Source organism: Roseibium sp. JB4-4 (genome assembly GCF_055693425.1).
Genome location: NZ_CM146333.1, coordinates 5748235 through 5760798, shown reverse-complemented (window position 1 = coordinate 5760798; position 12564 = coordinate 5748235). Strand labels below are relative to the sequence as shown.

Genomic DNA, 12564 nt, shown 5'->3' with positions numbered 1-12564 from the left:
CAGTCTCCCAATGGCCGGCATGCGCAATCTGATCACCGATGTTCCGGGTCTGAAAGTTGGAAATGCTTCGGACCAGGAACTCAAATCCGGGGCAACCGTTCTGGTGCCGGACGAACCGGCCGTGACGTCGGTCGCAATACACGGTGGCGCTCCGGGAACGCGGGAAATCGCATTGCTGGAACCCGAACAGACTGTCGAGAAGATCGACGCGATCGTTCTTGCGGGCGGCTCCGCGTTCGGGCTGGACGCAGGTGCGGGTGTTCAGGGCCGTCTCGCGGAGCTGGGATATGGCTTTGAAATCGGCCCGGTTCGCGTCCCGATCGTACCAACGGCAATCCTGTTTGACCTGTTAAATGGCGGCGACAAGAGCTGGGGCCAGGCAGCGCCGTACAGAGATCTCGGCCGATCTGCACTGGACGACATTTCGTATGATTTCGTTCTCGGCTCCGTCGGTGCGGGCACTGGTGCCACGACAGCCAATCTCAAGGGCGGACTCGGATCGGCTTCGCACAAACTCGACAATGGCGTCACCATTGGTGCGATTGTTGCGGTGAATGCACTTGGCCGCGCAACCATTGGCGACAGCCCCCATTTCTGGGCAGCTCCATTTGAAGTCGGTCACGAGTTCGGCGGCAAAGGAATGGCTCACCCCATGCCGGACGACAGCACGACCGTACGAACGAAACTTGATGCCCTGAAGGCTGGTGCCAACACGACAATTGCGGCCGTGGCAACGGACGCGATCCTCACGAAGGGCGAAGCCAAACGGCTCGCAGTGATGGCGCATGACGGACTGGCGCGCGCGCTCTGGCCCGCGCATACGCCTCTGGACGGAGATTTGGTTTTCGCAATGTCGACAGGGCAGCAGCGATTGGAAAACGGCCTGGAAGATATGGTGCAACTCGGTGCGGCAGCTGCATCCTGTCTGGCCCGTGCGATTGCAAGAGGTATCTACAACGCGACCCCGGCCTCAGACGATCCGGTCCCGACCTGGCAACAGCGTTTTGGCGGCTAGCCTACAAATCCAGTTTACCTTTGCGCCCGTAGGACATTGTGCAAGCAGCAACAAGCACAAGGCGCCGACACATGATCCAAAGCTGGAAAAGACTGGTATTCGTTTTTCTTGTTTCACTGCTAGCGACCTCTGCTCCGGTCCTCGCCAAACCACTGGTTCTGGAAGAATTCTTCCGGGGCAAAACGGTCGGAGAAGGTGTTTTTGAAAGCAAGATTGCCGGCGTCTATCGCCCCTTTAAGGTCTATTTGACCGGGACCTGGAACCCGCGAACATTCACTCTTCGCCTTCGCGAAGACTTCGTTTACGAAGACGGTGAGCGCGATACCAAAACCTGGTTTTTCCAGAAAGTCTCTGAGGACCGGTATATTGGCCAACGCGCCGATGTGCTGAGCCCAACCAATGTCGTCACCAATGAAGACGGGTCACTTCGGTTTTCATACATTGCCGAACTTGAAACGGAAAATGGCCCCATCAAACTCCGCTTTGACGATACGCTGACCCAGACCGACAGGCGCACGGTTCGCAACACCGCAAAGGTGATGAAAGCGGGCATTACAATCGGCACGGTTGATCTCACCTTTAAACGATAGCGCTCCCGGATGTTGAGCAGGTCTTCTTGATCGAGAGGTACACTTGAGGCTTAAATTGGCGATCAGTTTTTGAAACCGGGGCTTCAAATGAAACTGTCCAGCAGACTTGTCCGCATCTACAAACATGCGTTCTTGGTTATATTCATCGCCGTATCGAGTGCTTTCTTCTTTTCAGAACGGGGATACAGCGCAGATACGGAACTCGCTGAACACCTGGAAGAAGTTCTGCGTCAACCTTTCGAAGGCGACTTTGACGATCTTATTGAGCGGGGATACCTGCGTGTACTTGTACCGTTCTCCAAAACGGGCTTCTTTATCGACAAGGGTGTGAGACGCGGCAGTTCGGCCGATCTGATGATCGAGTTTGAAAAACACCTGGCAACGGCCCATGGCGACAAGTTCAAGGACTTCGAAATTGTTCTGATCCCCACACAACGGGCAAACTTGTTTAAGGACCTGTCCGATGCCCGCGGTGATATTGCGCTTGGCAATCTGACGATAACTGAAGACAGGGAAAAGCTTGTCACCTTTTCGGCTCCGCTTCTCAAGGGCGTGGAAGAAGTGCCGGTCACAGCTGACAGCATCCCTGACATCCTTTCAGTCGACGAACTGTCGGGGAAAACAATCTATGTCCGCAAGTCGGCTTCCTATTCGCGAAGCCTCGACGCGCTGAACCGAAAACTTGCCCGTGAAGGCAAAAAAACGATGGACCTCGTCTATGCGGACGAGCGCTTGGAAGACGAGGATCTGATGGAGATGGTCGCTGCCGGTGGCATTCCCATGGTGATCGTCGACCGGCACAAGGCAGAACTCTGGCTCGACGTGCTGGATGGGCTCAAGCTTCATCCTGAGGCTGCCGTCCGAAAGGATGGGGAAATCGCAATCGCTGTTCGAAAGAACGCCCCGGCCCTGCTGCAGGAAATCGACGGTTTTGTTCCCACCGTCAAGAAAGGCACATTGCTGGGAAACATCATTTTCAAACGGTATTTGCAGGAAGCGACTTACCTTAAGGAAATGCGCAAAGCGGACTATGATGAAAAGCTGGCCAGGTTCCGCGCCTTTTTCCAGAAATATGGCAAGGAATACGAAATCGACTGGTTGCTGATTGCTGCGCAGAGCTATCAGGAATCAAAATTCGACCCGGCAGCAAGAAGCGGCGCGGGTGCGGTTGGCCTGATGCAGATCAAGCCCGCCACCGCTGAAGGAAACCCTATCAATATCCGCGGCATCGCTTCCGACACGGAAAAAAACGTGCATGCCGGCGTCAAGTACCTACGGTATCTGGCAGATTCCTATTTTCCGAAACTTGCACCAGATCCGGCAAGCCAGACCTTTTTTGCACTGGCGGCCTACAACGCCGGACCGAGCCGCTTCGCAAAGTTGCGAGAGAAAGCCAAAATGCAGGGCTACGACCCGGACAAGTGGTTCGGCAATGTAGAGTGGATCGTTGCCTCTGAAATCGGCCGGCAGCCTGTCGATTATGTCGGCAACATCTATCAGTACTATGTTGTCTTTTTTAATGAGTACGAACGCCGCAAATCCGAGGCAGAACTCAAATCAAGCAAATCGGCGCAATAACAATTTGACGGTAGATCGGTAAGGGTGTTGTCAAGCAGCTTTGCGACCGAGCCCGGCCGCACGTTCAATCATCTTCGCGCGGCTTTCATCTCTCGATCCCTTGATCTGGGAAAACATATGATAACCCTTGGGCTTCAAGCCGCAGAAGCCCAGAATTTGTTTTTCCGTCTGTTTGCGGGAACCTGAACCATAGACCCAACGGTAGAACCAGTTAGGTGTGTCCGAGGTCACCAACACTTGCGAAGTCCGCCCGGCCAAGAGCTTTTCCGGCAAAGCCTTGCCTTTGACATACTGAAAAGCCTTTCCGGGCAACAACACCCGATCGAACAGCCCCTTCAGTTTCGCAGGATGACTGCCCCACCACAGCGGATGCGCGACCACAATGTGCTGGCACCAGACGATATCTTGCCAGACTGCCTCAAGATCGGGTTCAAGCGGCGGCGTCTTTGCGAAATTTGACGTGCCCAGATCTGGATTGAAGGTCATCTTGGACAGGTGCCTCAACCGGATTTCATGCCCACCTGCTTCTGCTTCTTTGGCATATGCACCAGCGAGCGAACCACAAAACGACCCAAACTCGGGGTGTCCGTCCAATACAAGAATTCGTGTCATGACCAAATCCAATTGAGAGATACGTGAATTGTACAAAAATTGACCGTGGTCATTTTTTGACATCGCTAGACTCACAGGTCAAGGTATTTTTTGACCGCGGTCATTTTATTGAGGGTTCATGACACGCAAACCACAACAGCGCAGCATTGCAACCAAGGCCCGTGTTCTGGACGCCGCTCGGGATTTGAGCAAAAAACATGGACTGGAGCAGGTAACAGCAGAAGCTGTTGCACAAGAAGCAAGTGTCGCGAAGGGTACCGTCTTCTCTCACTTCGGCGATATGGACGGCCTGTTGTCGCATGTTCTTTTGGATCGCTTGAAAGCGCTCTCGGCGCAGAAAAACGAACAGGAACCGGATCGAGAGATTTCGGACCCGGTCGGTTTACTGATGCAACGCATCATGGCCCTGATCACGGTCATCACGGACAGCCCGACCATTCTTCGATTGTTTTTGGACAATATTGGCGTGACCAAGCCAAATTGCGCGGCAGAGTTTGTTGAAACTCTCGACACACTTGATGCCGATCTGGTGACATTTCTGAAGCTCTGGCAGCAAACAGCAACCATGGAGCCGAAACTGCGCACCGACAGGACACCGGAGGAAATGACCGATGGACTCATCGCTTTTATGATCCATGGTGCGATCTTGTTGAAAAGTCACCAGATTACGGACCTGGCTTCCCTGGAGGGGCGGCTTCGCCGTCACGTTGAAGCATTCCTGCTTCAAAGCTGAGCGAACTGGTTTTGGTGCTTGATCTTCGGTGCAGTTGAGGCGTGCCGAGAATTAGGCCGGCAGATCACCAGGCCAGGTCACCACATGGTTTTCATAGTCTTCCAGTGCCATGCCGTCTTCCGGAACAGTGCGGCCCCTTGCAGAGACACCCGCCTCGTGCACCGTCTCCGAAGTGCCTGAAACAAGGGGATGCCACCAATAAAGGTCCTCTCCTTCTGAAACGAGTCGATAGGCACAAGTGGGCGGCAGCCAGGTGAGCGTCTTGACTTCAGTCGGTGTCAATTGAATGCAATCGGGAACAGTCGCCGCTCGGTTTTCGTAGTCCTTGCAACGGCAGGTCTCGCCATCAAGCAAGGTACAGGCAACCCGGGTCCAGACAATGTCGCCCGTGTCCCAGTCTTCCAATTTGTTCAGGCAGCACCGTGCGCAGCCATCGCAAAGAGATTCCCATTCGCGCTTGCTCATGTCCTCAAGCGACTTGGTCTTCCAGAATGGCAATTTGCCCTGATCACGATTGGATGTCATTTGGTTCCCGCCCCATTGCCCAGACGACTGCCGGGGCCGCGTGCGCCTAACATGCTAGCCTCCACTCGGCAAGCATTGCGGTTTTAGTGGTATTTATCCGCAAGCTTTTTCAATGAATGATCAATAAAAACGGAGCATTCTTTCATCATGCCCATCACCGGTTTTCACGAGGACAAAAAACCGGTAATTTGAAATGACCAGTTTGACCCGGAGATTCAGGGCCGCGTGACGGACAAGCCGCACCCACAGGAAACCGAAGTTACGAAGCCGCCGAGAAAGCGTCACCGTATCCGCAGGTTTTTCTTGCAATCGATGCCATCGTCGACACCGCATTGTGGCGCAGCGGTGCCGCGGTCCGGCGAACGGTTGAAGGCTATGATGCGTTCTTGCGCCGCTTTCGCGCCAAGGGAATCTGGCGCGGTCTGGCAGAGCTTTCATCCGACGGGTTGACCTTCGGCTTGATAGGATTCATCGTGGTCCTGGCATTTGCGCAGCCGGCCTTCGAAGCAACCCGCTACGCAGACTGGAAGACAACGGACGACTTTGCCGTGACCTTCCTGGATCGCTTCGGCAATGAAATTGGCCGCCGCGGGATCGTGCTTAATGACAGCGTGCCCCTGGAGGAAATTCCAGATTCCCTCGTCAAGGCAACGCTATCGACAGAAGACCGGCGCTTCTTTTTCCACTTCGGCATCGATTTTGTCGGCACCTTCAGAGCCATGGTCGAAAACGCCCGTGCAGGCGGCGTCGTCCAGGGCGGCTCGACACTGACACAGCAGCTTGCCAAGAACCTGTTCCTGACCAATGAGCGCAGTCTGAGCCGTAAGATCAAGGAAGCCTATCTGGCGCTCTGGCTCGAGGCGAACCTTACCAAGCAGGAAATTCTGAAACTCTATCTTGACCGGGCCTATATGGGCGGTGGCGTGTTCGGCGTAACCGCAGCTGCCGAGTTTTATTTTAACAAGAACGTGCGGGAACTGACGCTTGCTGAAAGCGCGATGCTGGCTGGCCTTTACAAGGCACCCGGCAAATACGCCCCTCACATAAATCTGCCTGCGGCTCGAGCACGCGCGAATGAAGTTCTTACCAACATGGTTCAGGCATCGCTTTTGACCGAAGGTCAGGTGATCGGTGCAAGGCGCAACCCGGCTCTGGCTGTCGATCGCTCACAGGACCAATTGCCGGAGTATTTCCTCGACTGGGCACTGGAAGAGGTCAAGAAGCTTGCGCGTCGTAATCCGGCGCTTGCTCGCGATCGCATCGTGACGGTACGCACCACTCTTGACCCGGCCCTGCAACGCCAGGCAGATCTCGCGGTGGAAACCATTCTCAGGGAAAACGGCAAACTGCGCGATGCCAGCGAAGCTGCCCTGGTATCGATGATCCCAGACGGCGCTGTCGTGGCCATGGTTGGCGGCAGGTCATATGGCGAGAGCCAGTTCAACAGAGCAGTCAACGCCCTGCGACAACCAGGGTCATCCTTCAAGCCTTTCGTCTATATGACGGCCTTCATGAACGGCTATGAGCCGACCAGCATCGTGCCGGACCGCCCGGTCTGGATCGGCAACTGGTCGCCCAAAAATTACAACAGAAGCTATAGGGGACCGGTCAGCCTGAAACTGGCACTGACAAAATCGATCAACACCATTCCGGTGCGGTTGTCGCTCGATTTCGGCCGTGAGAAGATTATCGAAACCGCTTACGCCATGGGGCTGACACACGAGCTCGAGAACTCAATTTCGTTACCGATCGGTTCATCTGAGGTCTCCGTCGTCGACATGGCCGCGTCCTACGCAACCTTTGCCAATGGCGGCTTCAAGGCACCTGCCTATGCAATCCTTGAAGTCAAGAACAGCGACGGTGTCGTTCTTTATCAGCGCGAACGCGACGAACCGGAAACCATCCGCGTGCTACCGGAGGACAAGGTTCATCAGATGAACGATATCCTGGTCAATGTGGTTGAAGCGGGCACGGCCCGCAGAGCCAGGATCGATGGGGTTGTCGCCGCAGGCAAAACGGGCACCACCAACGCATACCGCGACGCCTGGTTTGTCGGCTATACAGGCAATTTCGCAACTGCTGTCTGGTACGGAAATGACGACTTTTCGTCCACGCGGCGCGTGACGGGCGGCAGCCTGCCAGCTATGACTTGGCAGCTTTACAACGACTATGCCCACAAAGGGATTGAACTTGCCCGAATGCCCGGGGTCGAAGCAGAAAACCTGCCGCGGCTCGCCAGGTCACAGCCCGCAAAACTTGCTGCAACACAAGTCGTCACCTCTCAGCCGCGGGTATTGAAGCGGCGCACACAGCAGCTTCTTGAGCAAATCGGCGCTGACATGCGAACGCTCCTGGAACAAAAAAGCGCCAAGGCAGCAGTGCCTGAAAACTCCAACCCCACAGATGTCGCGGCGGCTCAATGACTGATCAGTCCCTGTCGCACGCAACACGCGGCCCTGATCAAGGCCGGGCCGACGGGTCTTCTTTTAGTGAGTCCGCTTGGTACGGGGAAAAACTGCCCCGTGCGATCCGGCCCTATCGAAGCCATCCCGTGCGTACACTGGCGACCATTGCGTTGGTCGTGGTTCTGGCCTCGCTTCTGGGCATCAGCACGGCCTATTTGCTGATAGAGCGGGAACAACCCCTCAATGCGGTGACCATCGGGCCTTGGCACGCCTACCCCAAAGCCGGCACGGCAGACGCCGACCCTTATTCTGTTGCCATCTACACACGAGGAGCCGTCATTCCCCTCGCCAATGGTGAAGGCCTCGCACTTGTGGCACGTGAAGACAGCGCAGGACAGCAACTCGACCCGACCTGTATCTACAGGATTGCGGGACAAACACCCTCAGCACGTCTTTGGACATTGACCGCGCTGGACGGCAATGGACACTTGGTTGAAACCCTGCCGGGTCGCGGAAACCTCGTGAGTTCGGATCTGTTGCGGGCTCAGGATGGGTCTTTCCAGATAACCGCTGCCCGCAATCCGCACTCAGGTAACTGGCTGCCGCTCGCGGCCGCCGCAAAAGCCAGTGACGGTCTGCGGTTTGTGCTCAGATTGTATGACGCACCAGTCACCACGGGTGCCGCACTGGATGGCGTCAGCGTGCCGCTGATCGAAAGGACTGGGTGTCCGTGACGCTTTCCCCGCGCTTCAATCTCACCGTTGGGCTGCTGGCGATATTCTGTCTGGCAGCGATCATCCACATTCTCGTGGTGCTCAGCATTCCGCACAATGTGCAGCACAGTGCCTACGACAATGTGGCCGCCTATGGTCCTGACCGCCAGTTCAATCTGCTACCTGACATTCGACCGGGCGAAGAAGCCTTGCCGGATCTGGATCCGGCCATGAAGCACGCAACCTGCCGCTTTCAGCTGGACAACGGTCCGGTTCTGTTTGACGCCAGCATCCCGGTTTCCTTTTGGTCGATTGGCCTTTTCAACGCGGCCGGGGAAGCCGTTTACAGCCTCAACAACCGCACAGCAGGCGCTGAACGTCTGTCGATGCTGGTCCTGACCACCGAACAGCTTTCCATCTTGCGCGAGAACCCACCGGAAAACCTTGAAGACCTGATTGTGATAGAAACGGAAGAGCCCATCAGCGGGTTCGCACTCCTGCGTGCCTATGTGCCTCACGGTTCGCGGGCCACGGACGTGGACCAGGCTCTCAAGGCTGCGAATTGTACCGGGATTTGATCAGCTATCTCATCTACTGGGCGTGCTGTTTGCCAGGCTGTCATGGCGACATTTGAAAGTCGAGAACCGGACCTCGCACCCTACAAGAAGGTCACTGCACAGGGACGGAAACAAGACTGCGCTATTTTTGTACCGGAGCGCGCTCTGTGCCCCATCCGGTAAAGATCCGCGATCGTTTCACCGTTTCATCCTGGGCACGGCGTTTGCTCAAGTCGCAGCCGCTTTCCGCAATCCTGACTTGCCCTTCCAGTTCACGAATGGCGTTGTTCACTTTCCAGACGCGATCCCGGGTGGGTGTCTCGATCTCCAGTCCGTCGAGGGCTTTCTTGTAGGCGATGATGCGGTAACGCAGCGCCTGTCCAACCCATTTGATCATGACACGGTTTTCCCACACTCGCGCCTTGGCACCCTCATAGGTTTCTTCCGTGGTAACTGGCTTGCTCTTCAGAACCCGAAGTCGTTCATTGTCGGCTTTTTGCACTCTCAAGGCGACTTCGCAGAACGGCATCACAAGTTCCGCATCGCCCTTGGCATCAGATGCGATCTTGTCATATCGGGCATCTGAAGACTGAAACTTGTCGGAGCGCAGGTAAATCAAATAGAGATCCGGCGGAACACGGCCTTCTGTCTCAGGCAGAATTCTTGTTCGGGAAAGCTCCACCATGGTACCGCCGATCCAGTCCTTGGTCCAAGGTGGCCGGATCAGTGTCCAGCCGCGTTTGCGCAGCAGCTTTTCATCATTGGTGTAGTTGAATTTGGAAACCGGATCGCCTCGCAGCCTGGCGGCTTCGTTGCCGACCGCTGGCATCAGGTCGTCATGCACAATCGAAGGTCTGGCGCGATCAAAGTCTCCGGTCGGGCGCGTGCATCCGGCAAGCATGGCCGCAAGCAGCAAGGTGGCCATAAAGGCCTTTTGCTGTGTCCCTCGCCTCCTTGCCAAAGATGGCGTGGAGCCGGACTGAGCCGCTTCACCAATGCCCATCGGGCGTTTCTCCAAACCACGAAACCAGAATTCGGTATCACTGCGGCTGGAGAGGCATGGACCGTCAGTCCTTGTCGGAACCAGCTGGTCCGGCCGCTTTACCGATGGTCGTGATTCGTGCGGCAAGATCAAGGTCGTGACGCTCGTAACGGACACCTGGGAAGAGGATAACCTCACCAAATGTCTCACAGCGTGCCGAGCTGCATTGATTGGAGCGCTGACCCACACGTGAAGTGGGCCTGTGCGCGGATGCGAAGTCCAACAAAGTGCCCATCGTCTCCTCCTTCGGTTCCAGTTGCCAAAAGCCGGTGTATTACCGACCGACAACGGTCAAACGGGCGACGCATTACTTCCTGCAGTCTCATTAAGAAGCCGTCAGGGTTAACAGGATGCTAACGCTTTTCGTGCAATTTGAAGGACACTAGTTCTTCCGGTCGTCCGGACTTTTGTATTTTGTAGTCGGGTGTCATGCGCCAAAACCAACGTTTCAATCAGACTAAACCGTTTCCCTCTTTTGGCCGAAAACCGATTGCAGGCTCTGCTTGTGACGGTGGCGTGTTGCTTGCTGCGACAGAACTCTTTGTTGCCAGAAGTCACCATGATATTGAAGAACAAGAGATTTTTTCGGAACTGGCTCGCAATCTGATATCTGCGACAAGCTCGGAAGACCGCCGAAGAATTGCCTCGCTACTTGCGCCACACACCGAAACGCCAGACGATCTTTTGCAGCACCTGGCCCGTCACAACGACCACCTGACCGCCTATCCGGCGCTTCGTTACAGTGCTCGCCTTTCTGTGGATCTCCTTCATGAGACCGCCGTCTCAGGCCCCGACACACTGAGACAGGCAATCGCAAACCGTGCTTCGCTGCCCGAATCGATTGTCACCTCTTTATGCGAAAACGCTGGTTCGAGTGTTGTCAGGATCCTGCTCGATCGGAGCGACGTTCTTCTCACTCAGCGGCAAAAGTCTGTCCTGAACAGCCGGCAGGACATCGTTGCAGACCTGAGTGCGGAAATGGCTCACCACGACGCTCTGAACCCCAATGGTCTGATGGGGCAGTTTTTGCAACTGCCGACGAAACTGAAATCAAAGGCAATTGCCGCTGCTGAAATGACCAGCCTCGTCAGTCAGGCTCAAGCACCGCGAAGGTCCCGAGACATCCGCACAGACGCGGCACGGCTTCAACTTTGCGATGCTCTGGTGACAGAAGCACTGAGTCAGAACAGATCGCGCTTTGCGGATTTGCTTTCACAAGGACTTGGCTTGCCCCTCGCCACCTGTGATCTTCTGCTGCAAACCGATCAGGCGGACGGCTTGGCAGTCGCCTTGAAAGCCCTTGGAACAAACAAGTCTCAGTTGGCGACCGTACTGATCCGCATGTACGGTGAAGCTACCTCCCTGGAGACCATTCGCCTGCTGCTGCGATTGCATCAAACAATCAGTTCAGGCGCTTCGGAAGTGCTGGTTGGCCAGTGGACACTGGGCGATCGGTCAGAAATTACCGGTGACCCCCGGCACGCTGCTCTCTATGAGGCCGGCAAGAAACGCCAAACTGTTGGTCAAAAGGAATTGCCGAACCTGGAAAATGGCTTGGAACAAAAAAGTTCCGGAAACTAGATCCGAAAGAAGCTGTCCGCCGGATTGGGCTCGTTCTGACCTTCCTCTGCCAGCGGCAACTCAACCTTTCCCTCTCGCGCTTCGATATCGACCAGCCAGTAGTCCGGATCCATGCGCGCTTCACTCTTAAGCCGGGCGTCAATCGTCTCGCGGTCCGTTTTTTCAAATCGCCGCTCAAACAGCCTGGTTTCTGGACGTTCATCGAACATGGATTGCGGTGCAGGCGCATAAAAGTCAAAACTGCCATCGAGGCGGTCCACACAGATGAAGACCGCACCGGCTTCAGGTGCTCCCCGCTTTGAGACGGCCGCAAAGCCCCCTCTCCGAAGATCTGGCGAACGAGAGCACTGACAAAGAAGTCGGAGGTAACGCGCATCTGCATAAGCGGGATCCAATCGTGAAGAAGCTTCCCTGTCTTAGCAGATTTGTCACCCGGGTAAATCAGCCGGCAAGTGCGCGTCCGCTAATCATTTCGAGCCGTTCGATCACTTTTGCCCCGGGTTCTCCGGTGATTGGCAAGCCACGATCAAGTTCGAAACGCTTGATCGCCGTTGTGGTGTTGAGGCCCATGAGCCCGTCGGCTTTGAGAGGTCCATAGCCAAGGTCGGAAAGCGCTTTTTGCACCTTCAACAACTTCGGGTCGGCGTCGATTCCCGGACCTGTCGATAGTTCAGGAGCGCTGGCAAGGGTTCCGGAAAATCCAGGTTTCTTCCGTGGCACGGGTATCTGGGCTTCAAGCGGCGTATCCCCATGCATGAGGACAAGTGCAAGAAGGGCTTCGTTTGCCTGTCCGGTTTCAACCTGTCCCACCTTACGCTCATAGGACCGGATTGCACGTTCTGTCGCCGGGCCGTTTATTCCGTCCAACGGGCCTTCATAGAGCCCGATCTTGCGCAACGAAATTTGAACATCAAGCACCAGAGTGGAAATCTCCTGGATCTTGAGATCACCGGTCCGGCCGTCCGGTTCCGGCAATTGCATGTCGTCCGGAAGGTCCCGTGTCGCAAAGAATGGAGCCGGATGACGTCCCGGTTGCAGACCGAGAGCATTTGCCACGATCAGACATGCAGTCAATCCCATGACCACTGTCCCGCCTGCCGCAACAGGGTTGTCCAGGGCGACATGACCGGCTCTTGCCATGATCGAATCGTTTTCCTTCAACTCCGACGCCTTCCGAGGCTTTGCAGATTTTGCGTTTCGAGCCATATCCGCC

At 55.7% G+C, this 12564-nt stretch carries 14 protein-coding genes; 8 read left to right on the top strand and 6 right to left on the bottom strand.

Going from position 1 to position 12564, the window contains the following annotated elements:
• Window positions 1-10 precede the first annotated feature (10 nt).
• From ACZ1HV_RS27200 to ACZ1HV_RS27190, 3 genes are all read left to right on the top strand, one after another.
• Window positions 11-1015, top strand: coding sequence for a P1 family peptidase (locus tag ACZ1HV_RS27200; protein WP_298965295.1), 1005 nt, complete (start codon window positions 11-13; stop codon window positions 1013-1015).
• A 71-nt stretch (window positions 1016-1086) separates the two neighbouring features.
• Window positions 1087-1605, top strand: a complete 519-nt coding sequence (locus ACZ1HV_RS27195; RefSeq protein ID WP_472716885.1) for a DUF3833 family protein — start codon at window positions 1087-1089, stop codon at window positions 1603-1605.
• 87 nt (window positions 1606-1692) lie between these two features.
• Window positions 1693-3183 (top strand): MltF family protein, encoded by a 1491-nt coding sequence (locus ACZ1HV_RS27190; protein ID WP_472716884.1) that lies wholly within the window; start codon window positions 1693-1695, stop codon window positions 3181-3183.
• A 30-nt stretch (window positions 3184-3213) separates the two neighbouring features.
• Here ACZ1HV_RS27190 and ACZ1HV_RS27185 read toward each other — a convergent pair whose 3' ends face one another.
• Window positions 3214-3795 (bottom strand): NAD(P)H-dependent oxidoreductase, encoded by a 582-nt coding sequence (locus tag ACZ1HV_RS27185; RefSeq protein WP_472716883.1) that lies wholly within the window; start codon window positions 3793-3795, stop codon window positions 3214-3216.
• Window positions 3796-3913: 118 nt separating this feature from the next.
• Here ACZ1HV_RS27185 and ACZ1HV_RS27180 point away from each other — a divergent pair, with 118 nt between their 5' ends.
• Window positions 3914-4528 (top strand): TetR/AcrR family transcriptional regulator, encoded by a 615-nt coding sequence (locus tag ACZ1HV_RS27180; protein WP_298818555.1) that lies wholly within the window; start codon window positions 3914-3916, stop codon window positions 4526-4528.
• A gap of 51 nt (window positions 4529-4579) precedes the next feature.
• Here the strand turns inward: ACZ1HV_RS27180 and ACZ1HV_RS27175 are convergent, their stop codons facing one another.
• The gene (locus ACZ1HV_RS27175) at window positions 4580-5053 is read right to left on the bottom strand and encodes a YcgN family cysteine cluster protein (protein ID WP_298818554.1); all 474 of its coding nucleotides are present in this window, start codon (window positions 5051-5053) and stop codon (window positions 4580-4582) included.
• 317 nt (window positions 5054-5370) lie between these two features.
• Between ACZ1HV_RS27175 and ACZ1HV_RS27170 the strand changes: the two genes are divergently transcribed.
• Genes ACZ1HV_RS27170 through ACZ1HV_RS27160 form a run of 3 tightly spaced genes read left to right on the top strand, consistent with a single transcriptional unit; the run spans window position 5371 to window position 8749 of the window.
• Window positions 5371-7476, top strand: coding sequence for a transglycosylase domain-containing protein (locus ACZ1HV_RS27170; protein ID WP_298818626.1), 2106 nt, complete (start codon window positions 5371-5373; stop codon window positions 7474-7476).
• Window positions 7473-8192, top strand: a complete 720-nt coding sequence (locus ACZ1HV_RS27165) for a DUF1214 domain-containing protein (RefSeq protein ID WP_298986754.1) — start codon at window positions 7473-7475, stop codon at window positions 8190-8192. Before ACZ1HV_RS27170 ends, ACZ1HV_RS27165 begins: the two co-directional genes overlap by 4 nt.
• On the top strand, window positions 8189-8749 hold the full coding sequence (locus tag ACZ1HV_RS27160) for a DUF1254 domain-containing protein (RefSeq protein WP_298965300.1): 561 nt from the start codon (window positions 8189-8191) through the stop codon (window positions 8747-8749). The genes ACZ1HV_RS27165 and ACZ1HV_RS27160 overlap by 4 nt, the downstream gene beginning before the upstream one ends.
• Before the next feature lie 121 nt (window positions 8750-8870).
• Here ACZ1HV_RS27160 and ACZ1HV_RS27155 read toward each other — a convergent pair whose 3' ends face one another.
• Window positions 8871-9731, bottom strand: coding sequence for a hypothetical protein (locus tag ACZ1HV_RS27155; protein ID WP_472716882.1), 861 nt, complete (start codon window positions 9729-9731; stop codon window positions 8871-8873).
• Window positions 9732-9795: 64 nt separating this feature from the next.
• Entirely contained in the window at window positions 9796-10005 is a 210-nt protein-coding gene (locus ACZ1HV_RS27150; RefSeq protein WP_298818546.1) for a hypothetical protein, read from the bottom strand.
• A 281-nt stretch (window positions 10006-10286) separates the two neighbouring features.
• Between ACZ1HV_RS27150 and ACZ1HV_RS27145 the strand changes: the two genes are divergently transcribed.
• Window positions 10287-11351: a DUF2336 domain-containing protein gene (locus ACZ1HV_RS27145; protein ID WP_472716881.1), complete on the top strand. Its 1065-nt coding sequence runs from the start codon at window positions 10287-10289 to the stop codon at window positions 11349-11351.
• Here ACZ1HV_RS27145 and ACZ1HV_RS27140 read toward each other — a convergent pair.
• Window positions 11348-11746, bottom strand: a complete 399-nt coding sequence (locus ACZ1HV_RS27140) for a DUF1491 family protein (protein WP_472716880.1) — start codon at window positions 11744-11746, stop codon at window positions 11348-11350. The genes ACZ1HV_RS27145 and ACZ1HV_RS27140 overlap by 4 nt on opposite strands.
• Before the next feature lie 46 nt (window positions 11747-11792).
• Window positions 11793-12557: a peptidoglycan-binding domain-containing protein gene (locus ACZ1HV_RS27135; protein WP_298965306.1), complete on the bottom strand. Its 765-nt coding sequence runs from the start codon at window positions 12555-12557 to the stop codon at window positions 11793-11795.
• Window positions 12558-12564: the final 7 nt, after the last annotated feature.

Coding starts and splice junctions, on each gene's coding strand:
- ACZ1HV_RS27200 (WP_298965295.1), top strand. CDS start 11: ATGGCCGGCATGCGCAATCTGATCACCGATGTTCCGGGTCTGAAAGTT.
- ACZ1HV_RS27195 (WP_472716885.1), top strand. CDS start 1,087: ATGATCCAAAGCTGGAAAAGACTGGTATTCGTTTTTCTTGTTTCACTG.
- ACZ1HV_RS27190 (WP_472716884.1), top strand. CDS start 1,693: ATGAAACTGTCCAGCAGACTTGTCCGCATCTACAAACATGCGTTCTTG.
- ACZ1HV_RS27185 (WP_472716883.1), bottom strand. CDS start 3,795: ATGACACGAATTCTTGTATTGGACGGACACCCCGAGTTTGGGTCGTTT.
- ACZ1HV_RS27180 (WP_298818555.1), top strand. CDS start 3,914: ATGACACGCAAACCACAACAGCGCAGCATTGCAACCAAGGCCCGTGTT.
- ACZ1HV_RS27175 (WP_298818554.1), bottom strand. CDS start 5,053: ATGACATCCAATCGTGATCAGGGCAAATTGCCATTCTGGAAGACCAAG.
- ACZ1HV_RS27165 (WP_298986754.1), top strand. CDS start 7,473: ATGACTGATCAGTCCCTGTCGCACGCAACACGCGGCCCTGATCAAGGC.
- ACZ1HV_RS27155 (WP_472716882.1), bottom strand. CDS start 9,731: ATGGGCATTGGTGAAGCGGCTCAGTCCGGCTCCACGCCATCTTTGGCA.
- ACZ1HV_RS27150 (WP_298818546.1), bottom strand. CDS start 10,005: ATGGGCACTTTGTTGGACTTCGCATCCGCGCACAGGCCCACTTCACGT.
- ACZ1HV_RS27135 (WP_298965306.1), bottom strand. CDS start 12,557: ATGGCTCGAAACGCAAAATCTGCAAAGCCTCGGAAGGCGTCGGAGTTG.